Source organism: Micromonospora sp. ATLC20 (genome assembly GCF_057196585.1).
On the sequence record NZ_JBXUOV010000062.1, the window covers coordinates 1 to 14,208 of the forward strand.

Annotated in this window: 16 protein-coding genes, 1 tRNA gene and 1 other RNA gene; 6 read left to right on the top strand and 12 right to left on the bottom strand. The window is 71.6% G+C overall.

Going from position 1 to position 14,208, the window contains the following annotated elements; all coding sequences use genetic code 11:
• Window positions 1-629: 629 nt before the first annotated feature.
• A complete protein-coding gene (locus tag AC2CHG_RS15290; protein ID WP_484524977.1) occupies window positions 630-2,144 on the top strand; it encodes a DUF4153 domain-containing protein in 1,515 nt (504 codons plus the stop codon).
• Window positions 2,145-2,187: 43 nt separating this feature from the next.
• Here AC2CHG_RS15290 and AC2CHG_RS15295 read toward each other — a convergent pair whose 3' ends face one another.
• Window positions 2,188-2,529 carry a VOC family protein gene (locus tag AC2CHG_RS15295; RefSeq protein ID WP_366626159.1) on the bottom strand — a complete coding sequence of 114 codons (342 nt, stop codon included), beginning with the start codon at window positions 2,527-2,529 and terminating at the stop codon, window positions 2,188-2,190.
• Window positions 2,526-3,470 carry an AraC family transcriptional regulator gene (locus AC2CHG_RS15300; RefSeq protein WP_484524978.1) on the bottom strand — a complete coding sequence of 315 codons (945 nt, stop codon included), beginning with the start codon at window positions 3,468-3,470 and terminating at the stop codon, window positions 2,526-2,528. Before AC2CHG_RS15300 ends, AC2CHG_RS15295 begins: the two co-directional genes overlap by 4 nt.
• A gap of 70 nt (window positions 3,471-3,540) precedes the next feature.
• On the opposite strand from AC2CHG_RS15300, the gene AC2CHG_RS15305 reads away from it, so the two are divergent.
• Window positions 3,541-4,029 (top strand): anthrone oxygenase family protein, encoded by a 489-nt coding sequence (locus AC2CHG_RS15305; RefSeq protein WP_355506461.1) that lies wholly within the window; start codon window positions 3,541-3,543, stop codon window positions 4,027-4,029.
• Window positions 4,030-4,033: 4 nt separating this feature from the next.
• Here the strand turns inward: AC2CHG_RS15305 and AC2CHG_RS15310 are convergent, their stop codons facing one another.
• Window positions 4,034-4,513, bottom strand: coding sequence for a GNAT family N-acetyltransferase (locus tag AC2CHG_RS15310; protein ID WP_262014971.1), 480 nt, complete (start codon window positions 4,511-4,513; stop codon window positions 4,034-4,036).
• A 383-nt stretch (window positions 4,514-4,896) separates the two neighbouring features.
• On the bottom strand, window positions 4,897-5,352 hold the full coding sequence (locus AC2CHG_RS15315; protein ID WP_262014972.1) for a DUF3592 domain-containing protein: 456 nt from the start codon (window positions 5,350-5,352) through the stop codon (window positions 4,897-4,899).
• Window positions 5,353-5,615: 263 nt separating this feature from the next.
• Here AC2CHG_RS15315 and AC2CHG_RS15320 point away from each other — a divergent pair, with 263 nt between their 5' ends.
• Together AC2CHG_RS15320 and AC2CHG_RS15325 are read left to right on the top strand one after the other, a co-directional pair.
• Window positions 5,616-5,900 carry a type II toxin-antitoxin system Phd/YefM family antitoxin gene (locus AC2CHG_RS15320; protein WP_357208030.1) on the top strand — a complete coding sequence of 95 codons (285 nt, stop codon included), beginning with the start codon at window positions 5,616-5,618 and terminating at the stop codon, window positions 5,898-5,900.
• Window positions 5,897-6,151 carry a Txe/YoeB family addiction module toxin gene (locus AC2CHG_RS15325; protein ID WP_262014974.1) on the top strand — a complete coding sequence of 85 codons (255 nt, stop codon included), beginning with the start codon at window positions 5,897-5,899 and terminating at the stop codon, window positions 6,149-6,151. The genes AC2CHG_RS15320 and AC2CHG_RS15325 overlap by 4 nt, the downstream gene beginning before the upstream one ends.
• 290 nt (window positions 6,152-6,441) lie before the next feature.
• Here the strand turns inward: AC2CHG_RS15325 and AC2CHG_RS15330 are convergent.
• Both AC2CHG_RS15330 and AC2CHG_RS15335 read right to left on the bottom strand, forming a co-directional pair.
• Window positions 6,442-6,514, bottom strand: a tRNA-Ala gene (locus AC2CHG_RS15330).
• A gap of 90 nt (window positions 6,515-6,604) precedes the next feature.
• Window positions 6,605-7,195 carry a YqgE/AlgH family protein gene (locus tag AC2CHG_RS15335; RefSeq protein ID WP_091418814.1) on the bottom strand — a complete coding sequence of 197 codons (591 nt, stop codon included), beginning with the start codon at window positions 7,193-7,195 and terminating at the stop codon, window positions 6,605-6,607.
• A 149-nt stretch (window positions 7,196-7,344) separates the two neighbouring features.
• On the opposite strand from AC2CHG_RS15335, the gene AC2CHG_RS15340 reads away from it, so the two are divergent.
• Window positions 7,345-8,145 (top strand): S-methyl-5'-thioadenosine phosphorylase, encoded by an 801-nt coding sequence (locus tag AC2CHG_RS15340; protein ID WP_194798444.1) that lies wholly within the window; start codon window positions 7,345-7,347, stop codon window positions 8,143-8,145.
• 109 nt (window positions 8,146-8,254) lie between these two features.
• On the top strand, window positions 8,255-9,847 hold the full coding sequence (gene mdlC, locus AC2CHG_RS15345; protein WP_484524979.1) for a benzoylformate decarboxylase: 1,593 nt from the start codon (window positions 8,255-8,257) through the stop codon (window positions 9,845-9,847).
• Window positions 9,848-9,850: 3 nt separating this feature from the next.
• On the opposite strand, the gene AC2CHG_RS15350 is transcribed toward mdlC, so the two are convergent.
• The 6 genes from AC2CHG_RS15350 to ftsE form a co-directional block, all read right to left on the bottom strand.
• Complete coding sequence (locus tag AC2CHG_RS15350; RefSeq protein WP_402810214.1) at window positions 9,851-10,795, bottom strand: hypothetical protein; 945 nt, start codon at window positions 10,793-10,795, stop codon at window positions 9,851-9,853.
• A 41-nt stretch (window positions 10,796-10,836) separates the two neighbouring features.
• The gene (locus tag AC2CHG_RS15355) at window positions 10,837-11,265 is read right to left on the bottom strand and encodes a hypothetical protein (protein ID WP_402810216.1); all 429 of its coding nucleotides are present in this window, start codon (window positions 11,263-11,265) and stop codon (window positions 10,837-10,839) included.
• A gap of 181 nt (window positions 11,266-11,446) precedes the next feature.
• Window positions 11,447-11,822, bottom strand: a transfer-messenger RNA (tmRNA) gene (ssrA, locus tag AC2CHG_RS15360).
• A 104-nt stretch (window positions 11,823-11,926) separates the two neighbouring features.
• Window positions 11,927-12,406 (bottom strand): SsrA-binding protein SmpB, encoded by a 480-nt coding sequence (gene smpB, locus AC2CHG_RS15365; RefSeq protein WP_030271124.1) that lies wholly within the window; start codon window positions 12,404-12,406, stop codon window positions 11,927-11,929.
• Window positions 12,407-12,539: 133 nt separating this feature from the next.
• Complete coding sequence (ftsX, locus tag AC2CHG_RS15370; protein WP_013284226.1) at window positions 12,540-13,415, bottom strand: permease-like cell division protein FtsX; 876 nt, start codon at window positions 13,413-13,415, stop codon at window positions 12,540-12,542.
• A 65-nt stretch (window positions 13,416-13,480) separates the two neighbouring features.
• Window positions 13,481-14,161 carry a cell division ATP-binding protein FtsE gene (gene ftsE, locus AC2CHG_RS15375; protein ID WP_013284225.1) on the bottom strand — a complete coding sequence of 227 codons (681 nt, stop codon included), beginning with the start codon at window positions 14,159-14,161 and terminating at the stop codon, window positions 13,481-13,483.
• Between the last annotated feature and the right edge of the window lie 47 nt (window positions 14,162-14,208).

Below are 14,208 nucleotides of genomic sequence, written 5' to 3' on the forward strand. Positions count from 1 at the left end.
GCGCTGCCCCGGCCACCGGCGCGAGCGGCACCACCGCCGCCGCCCTGTCCACACCGGCCGAGGGCTCGGATCCTTCCGCCGCCGCGAGCGGCCCGACCGCCTCGGGTGCGGCGGCAGCAGCCGAGGCTGGGAAGCCCGTCGCCGACCATCCGACGGGCGGAGGGCCTGTCGCCGCCCCGCCGGACGCCGTTCCGACGGCTCGCCGGGAGCAGGCTGGCGGAACGTCCTCGGCCACCGGCGACGCCGCATCGTCCACTTCCGATGCCGACCCGGCAGACGCGGCCACGGCCGCCTCCGGTGGAGCCGGGACCGGCGCGCGCCCCGGCGATGGTGCTCTGCGGACGGCCGCTTCCGCGACTTCCGGCCCGTCGGGAGCCTCGCAGACATCTGCCGCTCCCCCGGGCACGCCAGCGGCTACCGGCCCGTCCGGCGCCACGCAGGCGCCAGTTTCCGGAGCATGGACCGCGCCGGGTGCGCAGCCTGCCTCCGGGCCGCTGCCCGCGCCGGGTACTCAGCGCGCTCCGGGCACGCCGCCTCCGCCCGGCGGTGGGCCGGCGCCCGCGCCGCCGTACCCCGGAATGGGGTGGAGCGGGCACCCGCAGGCGCCGACGTGGGCGCCGCGACCTCCGGTGCCGCGGACCTCCTTCCTCGGCGCGCGGTGGCCCGGCCCGAAGGCGGCGACCGGGCGGGCGGTGCCGCTCGCGGTGCTGGCCGCCGCGGTCGGCAGCGCGGTCTTCGTGCCGCTCGGCCGCGTCGGCGTCGGCTGGTTCCTGGGCTGGCTCACGCTCACGCTCGCGGTGGTGCTGGCGGTCCGGTCGAAGACCGCGGACCTGCCGCGCGCCGACAAGCTCATCCGGGCCGGGTGGGCGGCGGCCGCGCTGGCCCTGATCGCCGTGCCGGCGTTCCGCAACGCCTGGTGGCTGGTGACGTTCTGCGTGCTCGGCGCGCTCGGCTGCGCCACCCTGGCGATCATCGGTGGGCGGCTGGTGCGCTCGGTCCTGTTCGGCCTGTTGGCGACGCCGTTCGCGGCGTTGCGGGGCCTGCCGTGGGTACGCCGGCACATCACCGCCTCGCCGCAGGAGGCGACGGTACGCAAGGTGACCGTCTCGGTGGTCGCCACGGTCGTGGTGCTCGTGGTCTTCGGCAGCCTGCTCGCGTCGGCCGACGCGGCGTTCTCCGAGGCGCTCGGCTCGCTCGTCCCCGAGATCAACATCGGTACGGTGTTCGGCTGGCTGTTCCTCGCAGTGGTGGGCGGTCTGATCGCGGTGGCCGCGCTCTACACGCTCGCCGCGCCGCCCGACCTGTCCACCGTGGATCGCGAGGGTGAGCGCCGTCTCGGCCTGCTGGAGTGGGCCCCGGCCATCGGCGCGCTCACGCTGCTGTTCGCCGGGTTCGTGGTGGTGCAGTTCACCACGCTCTTCGGCGGGCAGCAGCACGTGCAGCGGGTCGCCGGGCTCAGCTACGCCGAGTACGCGCGCAGCGGCTTCTGGCAGCTGCTCTTCGTCACGCTGCTGACGGTGGCGGTGCTCGGCGGAGTGAGCCGCTGGGCACGCCGGGAGCAGCCGGTCGAGCGGATCATGCTGCGCGTGCTGCTCGGGCTGATCAGCGCGCTCAGCGTGGTGATCGTGGCGTCGGCGCTGTCCCGGATGTGGACGTACCAGAAGGTCTACAGCTTCACCGGCGAGCGGATCTTCGTGATGGCGTTCGAGATGCTGCTCGGCACGGTCTTCCTGATGATCATCGCGGCCGGCGTCAAGTGGCGGGGCCGGTGGATCCCCGGCACCACGCTCGCGCTGGCGGTGGCGATGCTGCTCGGCCTGGCCGTGCTCAACCCGGAGGACTACGTCGCCCGCCGCAACACGCTGCGGTACGAGCAGACCGGCAAGATCGACGCCTGGTACCTGCGGGCGTTGTCCGCAGACGCCACCCCGGCACTCGCCAAGCTCCCCGACCCGGTCCGCCGGTGCACGCTGAGCTGGATCGCCGACGACCTCGCCGAGCCCGACCCCTGGTACGCCTGGAACCTGGGCCGCCAGCGCGCCCGCAAGGCCCTCGACGAGGTCGGCCCGCAGGCGATCGGCGGCCCGAAGGACTGCCGCCGGGCCGATCAGTTCGACCTGCCGAAGACCCGGCGTCCCCGCTGACGTCGCAGGCCGGGCCGCGCATCGTCGCGGCCCGGCCGGGCCGTCAGGCCGGGCCGCCGCCGAAGCCGATCTCGTTGCCGTCCGGGTCGCGGAAGATCACCTTGCGGACGCCGTTGTCGTAGGTCTCCTGCGCGGTCGGCGTCAGACCGCGGTCGGCGATCCCCGCGACGCGGGAGTCGAGGTCGTCGACGAAGACCGTCTGCATGGCGTGACCGGCGTGCTCGGGCCGCACGTCGACGTAGAGGTAGCGGTGCTCGGCCAGCTCCCACACCGCCTCGCTGTCGTTCGGCCGGAACTGCGGCGGGGCGCCGAGCAGCCGCTCGTACCAGTCCGTCGCCACCGCGAGATCGCGCACCGGGACGCCGGCGAACAGGTCGACAGTCATCCAGCCAATCTATCCGGGTCGACGTGCCCGCGCGGGCTCACGCCGTACCGGCGTTTGAACGCCGTGCTCAGGGCGAACGAGCTGCCGTAGCCGACCCGGCGGGCCACCGCGCCGACTGTGGCGCCGGGCTCGCGGAGCAGGTCGGCCGCGAGCGCCAGCCGCCAGCCCGTCAGGTACGACATGGGCGGCTCGCCGACCAGCGCGGTGAAGCGCCGGGCCAGCGCCGCCCGCGACAACCCCACCTCGGCGGCGAGCGACGCCACCGTCCACGGCCGGGCCGGGTCATGATGCAGCATCCGCAGCGCGCGGCCGACCACCGGATCGGCGTACGCCAGGTACCAGGCGGGCGCGGCGGCACCCGGCCGGGCGAACCACTCCCGCAGCGCGGCGATGAGCAGCAGGTCGAGCAGGCGGTCGAGCACCGCCTCCTGGCCGGGGTCGTCCTTGACGATCTCGGCGGCCAGCAGCGGCACCAGCGGCGTGTCCCAGGACTCGCGCCGCACCACCGCGAGCGGCGGCAGCGCGTCCAGCAAACGCCGTCCGACGGTGCCCCGAAGCGGGTACGTGCCGGTGAGCAGCACGGTCCGGCCGTCCGGCCCGTTGCCCCAGGTGCGTGCGCCCCACCGCGTCATCGCGAACAGCTCCCGCCCGTCCAGTGTGGTGCAGCGCTGGCCCGGATGCACGACCACCTGCGGCGCCGTGGCCGGGTCGTCCGCCACCGTGTACGGGGCCGGCCCGCGCACGATCGCCACGTCACCGCCGGTCAGCCGCGCGGCCTGCCCCTCCTCCGGCACGATCCAGCCGTCCCCGCGCACCACGGCGACGAGCGTGAGCGGAGCCTCGTCCCGGATCAGCATCGACCAGGGCGGGGTGAGGATCGAACGCAGCAGGAAGGCACCCCGCGCGCGGGGACCGTCGAGCAGGCCGGAGACGGCGTCCACGAGACGATTGAACACAGGATCGCGCGTCCTGACCATGGGCCGTCTCACCGCCCGGCGCTTCGATGAGGACATGCGACTCGTTCAACAACTGGCGCTGGTCGGCGCCACAGTCGGGGCCGGGCTGATGGCGGGCCTGTTCGCCGCTTTCTCATACGCCGTGATGCCGGCGCTGCGCGGCGCGGACGACCGCACGTTCGTGGACGCCATGCAGCGCATCAACGTCACGATCGTCAACGGCTGGTTCCTGCTGGCGTTCCTGGGTACGCCGGTGCTGGCGGCGCTCGCGGCGGTGCTGGCCTGGCGCGGTACGACCCGGCCGGCGCTGCCGTGGATCGTCGCCGGGCTGGCGCTTTACCTGGTGATGTTCGTCGTCACCGTGGCGGTGAACGTGCCGCTGAACGACGCGCTCGCGGCGGCCGGCACGGCCGATGTGGCTGCGGCACGCGAGCGCTTCGAGTCCGCCTGGGTCACCTGGAACGTGGTCCGGACGCTGGCGAGCACGGCCGGGTTCGGCACGCTCTGCTGGGCGCTGGTGCTCGCGGGCCGCGCGACGGGTTGAGCGGCTACGGCTTGTCGTCGACCAACGGCAGGTAGCTCTCCGGCAGCCAGCGCACGACCACCTTCGGGAAGAGCGTCCCGCCGAGCCGCCGGTAGAAGCGCTGCGCCGCCTCGTTCTCCGGCTTCACCTCCCACCGGATGACGAGCCGCTCGGCGGCGGCCCGCTCGGCCAAGGCGGTCATCAACCGCAGGCCCACGCCACCGTTCCGAGCCTCGGCACGGACGAACAGGTCGTCGAGCGCGAGGATGTCGACGCCGCTCCACATGTGCAGGCGCCGCTGCGCGGAGACGTAGCCCAGCGCCTCGCCGTCCCGCTCGGCAAGCAGGACCGTCACGTCGGCGCGGCCCAGCACCTCGCGCCACCGCTCGGGGGTGGCGCCGACATGCTCGCTCTCCCCCTCGTGGGCCGCGATCTCCCGGACCAGGGCGTCCACCACGGCCGCGTCGTCCGGACCAGCCTGGCGGATGCGGATGGCGTCGTTCACGGTGTTCTCCTCACGGTCGGATCACGGGCGGACGATCATGATCATCCCCGGAAGGCGTCACCCCATGATCCGACTTTCGGGCCGTCCTCGATCAGGGCGTCGGCCGGTACGGCGCATCCCCCACGATCACGCTGCGCTCAACTGCGGCCCGCGCTGTTTCCGCTGGTCGTTCAGCTCGGCGGCACTCTCGCCGGGCAGGGAGCGCGTGCCGTCCGATCGGCCGGCGAAGCGGGCAAGGGCGACTGTGTTGCGCCGCCGCAGAACCGCCGCCGAACCTGCATCTGCATGCATTCACTATGCCTGCATCGAGGAGGCCGGAAGACAACAAACACCCGGGGAGGGTTCCCAAGTGTCGGGGCGGCAGTCGGATCCCGCCGGCCCACCTAATCGCGCCGGGGGCCCGTTCTGATCAGCGCGAGCGAGATCACGATCACGACGATGCCGAGGCCCGCCAGGACGGTCGGCGCCTGCAGGAGCAGATCCTCCGTCGCGTACCCGTCGGGCGTGGCAGCCCGGGTCGGATCCGTCCTGTCGACGCGTACATCGAGTAACTCCCCGACGCGGAACTCACTCTCGTCGAGTTCGCTGGAGAACCGCTCCCGGTGCCGCACGCCGTCGAACGTGTAGTCCACAGTCAGCCTGTTGGCGGAGAACGAACGGGTGATCCTGAACCGTTCGACGTGGACCACTTCGCCTGTCGTCTCGGCGCCGACGCGAATCCGCTCGTCGATCGCCTCGTTCAGCCGACCGGTGAGCAGCATCCCCCCGCCGATCAGGAGGGTGCCCAGCACAACCGCGAGGACCAGCTTCAACTCTCGCCAGCCGAACGGGCTCCCCACTACCGGCCTCCTCGTGCCTCGGTTCGCATCGGTCAGTCGCCGGCCGGGACAAGTGCGTTGTGAAGTGTTCCGACGCCTGCATCAATGGTGTGGGCGGCGCACGGGGCGATCCAGATGTTGGTGCGCTGCTCGTCCCGCCGTGGACGCGCCCAGAGGCCGCGTGTGAACCTGATCGACAGTTCAAGGTCAGATGTTGGACCACCTGACAAGCAGCCCGGCAAACTTGTACAATTTATTGTACGTAACGCTTGGGAGGCAGCAACATGCGCACCGTTCCCTACTCGGAAGTCCGGCAGAACCTGGCCAAGATGCTCGACCATGTCGTGGACGACGCCGAGGAGGTGGTGGTGACCCGCTCCGGCCGGGAGGCCGCGGTCATCATCTCGCTACGCGAGTACGAGTCGTTGAAGGAGACGGCCTACCTGATGGCCAGCCCTGCCAACGCGCGCCGCCTGAATGAAGCCGTCGAAGAGCTGCGCAACGGGGGTGGGGAGATGCACGACCTGATCGACCCCGACGCCGGTTCAGACGAGGCGTCGGCAGCGTGAAGGTCCAATTCGCCGGCAAAGGCTGGGAAGACTATCTGACCTGGCAACGAGATCGCCAAATGCTCAAGCGAGTGAACGCCTTGATCGAGGACATCCGACGCCACGGCCACCAAGGCATCGGCAAACCGGAGCAGCTCCGCGGAAACTGGGCGGGATTCTGGTCGAGACGCATCGACCAGGAACACCGCCTCGTATACCGGATCATGGACGACACAGTGCAGATCGCGCAGTGCCGCTACCACTACGAATGACGTACCGGACTCTCGCCGAGGGGCAGGGCCCTCAAGGCGGTCTGCGTGCCGTCGTCATGCAACTCGCCGTAGAGAATTTACGACCGGCAGGCGGGCAAGCATCTGGAGCTTCTCACCGGCTATGGCTGAAGCTAGGTTGCGCCCCTGACGACGGCGTCCCGACCGTGACGGCTGCTGCTGGCGGCACAGGCCGCCCTTCCCGAGGATCCGGTTGCACGACAGCCGGAGAAACAAACCAGCAGCCTGGTCGAGCAATCGTCGACCAGGCTGCTGGTTTGCTGTTCCAAGGGTGGAGCCGAGGGGACTCGAACCCCTGACCCCCACACTGCCAGTGTGGTGCGCTACCAGCTGCGCCACGGCCCCTTGCGGTCGTCCCCGGTCGCCCGGGCACGGAGAGAACTATACACACGCCGCCCCGCATGGTCATCTCGCGGGGGTCCCCCGCCGAGGGGGTCAGTTCAGCGCCACGTCCGGCGGGAAGTGGGCCACCGCCGCCATCATGCCGCCCTGCCGGCGCAGCACCATCGGCCAGAGATCATCCGGTCGGTCGACGAAGGCGTCACCGGGCAGCGCGTCGAACACGAACCAGGAGCCCTCCTCGATCTCGCGCTCGACCTGCCCGGCACCCCAGCCCGAGTAACCGGCGAAGACCCGGATCCCGCCGACGGCCTCGCGCAGCTTCTCCGGGTCGACCGAGAGGTCGATGGTGCCGACCGCGCCGGAGACGCGGTGGAAGCCCTTGACCGGCCGGACGGGGTGCCGCATCCGGGCCAGGCAGATGGCGGAGTCGGGCTGCACCGGGCCGCCCTCGAACAGCACCGCCGGGTCGCGGGCGAGGTCGCTCCAGTCGCCGAGCACGTCGGCCACCGAGACCTCGGTGGCCCGGTTCAGCACCACCCCGAGGGCACCGCCGGGTTCGTGGGCGACGAGCAGCACGACCGTACGGTCGAAGTTCGGATCCTTGAGCCCTGGTGTCGCGACCAGCAGTCGTCCGGTCATCGACTCCATGGCTCGGCCACCGATCGCCTGCCCCTCACTCTGCATGTCCGACACCCGTCAGCCGTGCGCCCGTACGGGCCCGAGGCCGTCGACCGTCCACCCTGTCAACGCCATGTCACGCACCATAGCCTGCACCCGGCCCGCTGGTTAAGGTCTGACGGGCGGGTGATCACGACGGATCGAGGGAGGGCCGGATGGCGGCGCAGGCCGAGTTGGCGGTGATCGGCGGGTCGGGGCTCTACGCCCTGCTCGACGGGGTGGAACACGTGGTGGACACCCCGTACGGCGAGCCGTCGGGCCCGATCACCGTCGCCGAGGTGGGCGGTCGCCGGGTGGCGTTCCTGCCCCGCCACGGGCGCGATCACCGCTACCCGCCGCACCTGATCCCGTACCGGGCGAACCTGTGGGCGCTGCGGTCGCTCGGCGTACGCCAGGTGCTGGCACCGTGCGCGGTGGGTGGCCTGCGACCGGAGCTGGGTCCGGGGACGTTCGTGGTGCCGGATCAGTTGATCGACCGCACGAGCGGGCGCACGCAGACGTACTACGACAGGGGCGCGGTGCACGTGTCGTTCGCCGACCCGTACTGCCCGGCCGGGCGGCGCACGCTGCTCGACACGGCGGCCGGGCGTGGCGTGCCGGCGGTGGACGGCGGGACTGTCGTCGTGGTCGAGGGTCCGCGCTTCTCGACGCGGGCGGAGTCGCGCTGGTTCGCCTCGATGGGCGGCACGATCGTCAACATGACCGGTCACCCGGAGGCGGTGCTGGCCCGTGAGCTGGCCCTCTGCTACACGTCCATCGCGCTGGTGACGGACCTGGACGCGGGCGTCGAGGCGGGTGAGTCGGTCACCCACGAGGAGGTGTTCCGGGTTTTCGCGGAGAACACCGACCGGCTGCGCGGGCTGCTGCTGGACGCCGTCGCCGCGCTGCCTGCCGAGCGGGAGTGCGAGTGCGGGAGCGCCCTGGACGGGATCAAGCTGCCGTTCCCGCTGCCCTGAGCGCGGGAAGCGCCCGAAAAGTCGCCTTCGGCCCGATAGATTCGGCTGGTCGGGAGACTGGGCACCGGGCCGGCTCCGGCATCCGCGTGCGGAACGGAGGCAGCCGGCGATGGCGACGGTGCGGGAGGCGACCTACGACCTGCTGCGCGCGCTCGGCCTGACCACTGTCTTCGGCAACCCGGGCTCGACCGAGGAGCCGTTCCTCCAGGACTTCCCGGACGACTTCCAGTACGTGCACGCGCTCCAGGAGGCGTCGGCGGTCGCCATGGCGGACGGCTACGCCCAGGGCACCGGCCGGCCCGCGCACGTCAACCTGCACACCGCGCCGGGCACCGGCAATGGCATGGGCAATCTGGTCACCGCCTGGCACAACCGGACCCCGCTGATCGTCAGCGCCGGTCAGCAGACCCGCGAGATGCTGCTGATCGAGCCGCGCCTGGCCAGCCCCCGGGCGGTCGAGCTGGCCCAGCCGTACGTCAAGTGGGCCCACGAGCCGGCCCGCGCGCAGGACATCCCGGCGGCCTTCATGCGGGCGTACGCCTCGGCGGTGCAGCCACCGGCCGGGCCGGTCTTCCTCTCCCTGCCGATGGACGACTGGGACCGTCCGGCCGACCCGCCGCCGCAGGTGCGTACCGTCGCCACCCGGATCGCGCCGGACCCGGACCGGCTGCGCGGCTTCGCCGAGGCGCTGGCCGCCGCCCACGCCCCGGCGCTGGTGCTCGGCGCGGCGGTGGACCGGTCGGACGCCTGGCCGGACGCGGTAGCGCTGGCCGAGCGCCTGGCCGCGCCGGTCTGGGCCGCCCCGGCGCCGGAGCGAGCCGTCTTCCCGGAGCGCCACCCGCACTTCCGGGGCGTGCTGCCGTACGCGATCGGGCCGCTGTCGGAGGCGCTGCGCGGCCACGACGTGGTGCTGGTGGTGGGCGCGCCGGTGTTCCGCTACTACCCGCACGTCCCGGGCGACTACCTGCCCGGCGACGCGCGGCTGCTGCACGTCACCGACGACCCGGACGAGGCGGCCCGCGCCCCGGTCGGGGAGAGTCTGCTCGGTGACGCCCGGCTGACCATGGCCGCGCTGTGCGAGCTGCTGCCGCCGACCGGCCGGGCGGCGCCGTCACCGCGCCCGCAGCCGGCCCCGCCGGAGCCGGCCGACCCACCGAGCGCCGACGCGCTGTTCGCCGCGCTCGCCGCCGCGTGGCCGGCGGACGGGGTGCTGGTGCAGGAGTCGCCGTCCAACCTGGCCGCGCTGCGCCGCCGGCTGCCGATCGACCGGCCGCGCTCGTACCTCACCATGGCAAGCGGCGGCCTCGGCTTCGGGCTGCCCGCGGCGGTCGGTATGGCGCTCGCCGAACGCGACACCGGACGCGGCCGCCCGGTGGTCGCGGTGGTCGGCGACGGCTCGTTCCACTACTCGGTGCAGGCGTTGTGGACGGCGGCGCGGCTGCGGCTGCCGCTCGCCGTCGTGGTCCCGGTGAATCAGCAGTACGCGATCCTGAAGGCGTTCGCCGAGCTGAAACACACCCCTGGTGTGCCCGCGCTGGACCTGCCCGGGCTGGACGTGACGGCGGTGGCGCACGGCTACGGCTGCGCCGGTGAGGTGACCACGCCGGACGGGCTCGGCGCGGCGCTCGAGGCGGCGCTCGCCGCGGACCGGCCGACGGTGCTGCCGGTGCCGATCAGCACCGACGTGCCACGAATCCTGTGAGCCTCAGCCGGGCTGGACGATCAGCGGGGCGCCGCTGCCGGCGTCGAGCACCACGCGCCCGCCCACCGGTGCAGCGAGCGTGACGCTGACCGGCTTCAGCACGAGCTGCTGGGTGCAGGGGCCGGTGGGCGAGACCACGGCGCCGCCGATCACCACCACGTCCGGCCGTTCCAGCACCAGCGGGGTGGGCGGACTGTCGCAGGCGCCGACGCCGAGCACGTAGTCGATGCGGTTGCCCTCGACGGCCCGTAGTTGCTGCGCGGACACCAGGCCCGCCGGGAGCGGCGTGCCGGGCACCGCGCCGCCGGGAACCCGGCCGGTCACGCGCGGCGCGACAGCGACCCGGGCCACGGGTACGGCCAGCTCCTCCACGGTGAACAGCCAGGCGGGCACCTCGGCACGCCCTCGGCTGGTCCACACCGGCGCGCTGCCCAGCCGTACCCCGGTCACGGTGAGCGCCACGCACGCGCCGGGCGCCGAGGTCGACACCGGGTCGTTCGGGCCGGGTCGCCCGGTCGGTGCCGGATCCGGTGCGGCCGGACGCCCGTCGCAGGGCGGCGGATCGCCCTGGTGGAGTTGGGCGTACGCGTCGGCGGCGCTCACCAGCGGCACCCGCAGCGTGCCGTCGGGGAACCGGATCGTGCCGTCCTTCGGCACGTCTGCCGGGATCGGGATCTGGTCCCGGTACCAGCCGGCGTTGAACGCCGTCTTCGTCTCCGCGGTGGTGCCCGGGTCGCCGGTGAGCACAGTGGCGTCCTGGAGCGGGACGTACCCGTCGTGCCAGCCCGGTACGGGCCGCCAGCCGGCCGCCACCTCCTGCGCCCGCTCGGTGAACGCGGGCCGCTGGTCCGGGCCGGCAGGCGGGGCCACCCCCGGATCGGCGCCGGGCGTGGCGCAGGCGGAGAGGGCCAGCAACGGGATCCCGAGGAGGGCGAGCACGCGACGCATACGGGGTTGGACGCGTGCCCGTCCCGGCCGGTTCCCCCGGCTCAGTCCTCGCCGCCGAGGTCGGCCTGGTACGCCTCCCAGAGCAGGTCGGCTCCGTGCCGCCGGTGCCGGTCGAGCGCGCGCAGCAGACCGCGGGTGCGCGCCCGTACCTCCGCGGCGGACACCCCGGGCAGGCGTACGGCGTGCTGGAGCGCCGCGAGCGCCGCGCTGATCGCGGCGTGCTCACCGACCAGCAGGCGTACGCCCCGGTCCAGGCGGGGCGCGGCGCGCACCAGGTCGGCGTAGTGCCCGCCGGCTCCCTCGGTGACGCGGACGTGTTCGGTGAACCCCCGCCGGACGGGGTCCAGATCGGTGAGAAGTCGCTCCCGCCAGCGCGGCCCGGCGGTGGCCAGCGCCCGCCCGAGGGCGCGCAGGTCACCGGAGGCGCTCGGGAGCACGGCGGTCGGCTGCTGGATCGGACTGGTGACCATGGGACACCTCCCGCTGCTGGGTGCGAACCCGTATGGCGATGGTGGACCCCGGTTCGAGGGCCTGTCCAGCGGTCGGTGCCGCCTCATCTGCCCCATCGGCATCAGCAGCCCCGCGAGATGTCACCGGCCCCGGAGACGACTGTGCGCCCCGGTCCGGGTGGACCGGGGCGCACAGGCCGTGTGGTGGAGGTGCCGGGAATCGAACCCGGGTCCTTCGCCGGTTTGTCAGGGCTTCTCCGAGCGCAGCTCGCTATGCCTCTACTCGGCCCCACCGCTCACGCGAGCAAGTTGGTGTGACGGGCCCAGTCGCTGATTGATCTCGCCGCACGGACCCCGCGACCGGGTCCGATTGGCCAGCCTTCTAGCTGATGCCGGCTAACTGGGTCGAAGGCACTCCCAGGCCGACAGACTTGCTACTCGCCTCAGGCGGCGAGAGCGAAGTCAGCGCGATTGTTCTTGGCGCTTATTGGTTTCCGACGACCGATTCTCGAGACGACGTCGGCTTCCTCGGCTCGCTTCCCCTGTCGCTGCGTACGAAGTCGAAACCAGTCACCCCCTCGAAGCGCTGCCCCTGTCGGCAGCACACCAAGCCTAACGCCTGGCGCAACCGGTTTCATCCCGAGGCCCGCCCGACGCGGGCCACCTGGACGAACCGGACGAATCACTCACCCATGCCCTTGCCGCGCCGACCCACCGCCCGGGCGATCTCCCGGTCGGCGTCCCGCTTGGCGAGGTCCTGGCGCTTGTCGTAGGACTTCTTACCTCGGGCCAGGCCGATCTCCACCTTCGCCCAGCCGTCGGAGAAATAGACCTGCAACGGCACCAGCGTCAGGCCGCTCTCCTTGAGCTTGCCCAGCAGCCGGTCGATCTCCAGCCGGTTGAGCAGCAGCTTGCGGGTACGCCGGGGCTCGTGGTTGGTCCAGGTGCCCTGGGCGTACTCCGGGATGTGCATGGCGTGCAGGTAGATCTCGCCGTCGCGCTCCTGGGCGAACGCGTCCACGAGCGACGCCCGCCCGGCCCGCAGCGACTTGACCTCGGTGCCGGTCAGCGCCATGCCCGCCTCGTACGTGTCGAGGATGGCGTAGTCGTGGCGTGCCTTCTTGTTGGAGGCGACCACCTTGCGACCCTTTTCCCGTGGCATCGGCGCCACCCCCTTCCTGATCGACTCACCGGCCACCGGCCGGCGAGCGGAGATCATGCTACCGGAACCACAAGGGCCCTCCCGCGCCGTTTATTCCGGCGCGGAAGGGCCCTCGGTGAGCCGTACGAGGTGACTAGACCCGCAGGTAGAAGCGGAGCGTGACCCAGGCGGTGACCGCGCTGACCACGCCACCGACGGCGGCCATCAGCGGGAAGGTCAGGAAGATCTCGGACCAGGAGATCGGGGTGATGAGGCCCTCCAGGGCCGCCATCGAACTGCCGGCCGACAGCAGCTTCACCCCGACCAACGCGAGCAGGCCCAGGATGGAGCCGAACAGACCGGCCACCACCGCCTCCAGCACGAACGGCGCCTGGATGAACCAGTTCGACGCGCCGACGAGCTTCATGACCGCCACCTCACGCCGCTTGCTGTAAGCGGCGACCTGGATGGTGTTCGCGACGAGCAGCAGGGCGGCGATGGCCATCACGGTGGCGATCGCGAGCGCTCCGTTCTGGAAGCCGCTCAGCACGCCGAAGACCTTGTCGAGCAGCTTGCTCTGGTCGACGATCGTGTCGATGCCCTCGGTGGCCTTGTACTTGTCGTAGATCGCCTTGTACTGCTCCGGGTCGTTCAGCTTCACCCGGTACGACTCGGGAAGCTGGTCCGGCTTGACGGCGCTGACCAGGTCCGGGGCGTCGGCGTACATCTGCTGGAAGCGCTCGTACGCCTGCTCCTTGTTGACGTACGTCGAGTCCTTGACCAGGGGATCCTGGCCGAGCTGCTGACCCAGCGCGTCGACCTGTTCCTTGGTGGCATCGGTCTTCAGGAAGATCGAGACCTCGACGTTCTCGTAGTAGAGGTCCTTCATGTCGCCGACCTTCTGGTAGAGAAGGCCGCTGCCGCCCAGCATGAACAGCGACACCGCCATTGTGATGATCATGGCGATGGTCATGGTGACGTTGCGCCACAGCCCGACCAGTACTTCGGACAGGACGTACTTCATCCGCATCGGGATATTCCTCCGGCTCTCCGGCGTGAGGTTTCGTCGTCAGGGTCTACGGAACGTCGTCCGGCTCAGCCGTAGACGCCGCGGGCCTGGTCGCGCACGATGCGGCCGCTCTCGATCTCGATCACCCGGCGCCGCATCTGGTTCACGATGTTGGAGTCGTGCGTGACCATCACGACGGTCGTACCGGTGCGGTTGATCCGGTCCAGCAGGCGCATGATCTCGATCGAGGTGTCCGGGTCCAGGTTTCCGGTCGGCTCGTCGGCCAGCAGGATCAGCGGCCGGTTGACGAACGCCCGGGCCACCGCGACACGCTGCTGCTCACCACCGGAGAGCTCATGCGGGTAGCGGTGCTCCTTGCCGCCGAGACCGACCAGCTCCAGCACCTCCGGCACGACCCGGCGGGCGACCGCCTTCGTCTTACCGATCACCTCCAGCGCGAACGCCACGTTCTCGTACGCGGTGCGGTTCGGCAGCAACCGGAAGTCCTGGAAGACGCAGCCGATGGAACGCCGGAAGTGGGGTCGCTTCCAGGAACGCATCGACGTGACGTCCTTGCCGTTGACGACGACCCGGCCCTTGTTGGGCGTGACCTCGTGCAGCAGCAACTTGATGATGGTGGACTTGCCGGAGCCGGATGGACCGATGAAGAAGACGAACTCGCCCTTCTCGATCGAGACGGACACGTTGTCGAGCGAAGGCCGGGACGCCTTCGGGTACGTCTTCGTCACTTGCTCAAGCTGAATCACGGGTCGGTAGTCTACGCGGTGTAACCGCAGAGCCAAGCCCCACGCCC

What these genes read in the sequence shown, in the direction of transcription:
- AC2CHG_RS15295 (WP_366626159.1), bottom strand. Translation starts at nt 2,529, where the DNA reads ATGACTGTCGACCTGTTCGCCGGCGTCCCGGTGCGCGATCTCGCGGTG.
- AC2CHG_RS15305 (WP_355506461.1), top strand. Translation starts at nt 3,541, where the DNA reads ATGCGACTCGTTCAACAACTGGCGCTGGTCGGCGCCACAGTCGGGGCC.
- AC2CHG_RS15320 (WP_357208030.1), top strand. Translation starts at nt 5,616, where the DNA reads ATGCGCACCGTTCCCTACTCGGAAGTCCGGCAGAACCTGGCCAAGATG.
- AC2CHG_RS15335 (WP_091418814.1), bottom strand. Translation starts at nt 7,195, where the DNA reads ATGCAGAGTGAGGGGCAGGCGATCGGTGGCCGAGCCATGGAGTCGATG.
- AC2CHG_RS15340 (WP_194798444.1), top strand. Translation starts at nt 7,345, where the DNA reads ATGGCGGCGCAGGCCGAGTTGGCGGTGATCGGCGGGTCGGGGCTCTAC.
- mdlC (WP_484524979.1), top strand. Translation starts at nt 8,255, where the DNA reads ATGGCGACGGTGCGGGAGGCGACCTACGACCTGCTGCGCGCGCTCGGC.
- AC2CHG_RS15350 (WP_402810214.1), bottom strand. Translation starts at nt 10,795, where the DNA reads ATGCGTCGCGTGCTCGCCCTCCTCGGGATCCCGTTGCTGGCCCTCTCC.
- AC2CHG_RS15355 (WP_402810216.1), bottom strand. Translation starts at nt 11,265, where the DNA reads ATGGTCACCAGTCCGATCCAGCAGCCGACCGCCGTGCTCCCGAGCGCC.
- smpB (WP_030271124.1), bottom strand. Translation starts at nt 12,406, where the DNA reads ATGCCACGGGAAAAGGGTCGCAAGGTGGTCGCCTCCAACAAGAAGGCA.
- ftsX (WP_013284226.1), bottom strand. Translation starts at nt 13,415, where the DNA reads ATGCGGATGAAGTACGTCCTGTCCGAAGTACTGGTCGGGCTGTGGCGC.